The following is a 515-nucleotide window of genomic DNA, read 5'->3' on the forward strand; positions in this document are numbered from 1 at the left end:
GTGGTGCCGGTGGTGATAATATCATCTAATAAAAAATAATCTAAAGTTTCATCGCCTTTGAAGGTGAAATTCCGTGGGTTATTGGCACGAAATTCTAAGCTTTTCCCGGCATACGAAATAGTATTATTAGCCCTTAAACGCCCGTAAGTGGGTTTTAAATTGCCTTGACAAAAGCCTTTTAAAAGCGCGGCTGAATGCGAGTAAAAGGATTTGATTTTATCATCAATGGCGATGCCATAAAGGGGGGTAGTCAAGCCTTTTTCTTTTAGGATTCTCACAAACTCCGCGCCGGCTTTTTGAGAAAGCAAGGGCAAAATGCGAGAGCCAATCAGCGCGTATTTGCTTTTAATGAGTTCTTCTATTTCGCTATAAGCGTAAAAACTATACACGCTCACGCCCTCTAAAACCCTTACTTTTAAATTTAAGGGCAAATCGTTCAAGCAATTTGAACAAAGGGGCTTAAAAGAAAGCTTCAAACAAGTCAAACAACGCATTCAATAAAGGCTGCAATCTGG

General features: G+C 40.0%; 1 protein-coding gene. It reads right to left on the reverse strand.

Annotated features, from left to right (window positions below):
* The coding region (locus IE271_RS44780) for a hypothetical protein (RefSeq protein WP_229920023.1) at nucleotides 1-440 on the reverse strand (440 nt) is incomplete at its 3' end.
* Nucleotides 441-515 lie beyond the last annotated feature (75 nt).

Origin of the sequence: Streptomyces minutiscleroticus, assembly GCF_014650875.1 — a bacterium.
Classification (GTDB): Bacteria; Actinomycetota; Actinomycetes; order Streptomycetales; family Streptomycetaceae; genus Streptomyces; species Streptomyces minutiscleroticus.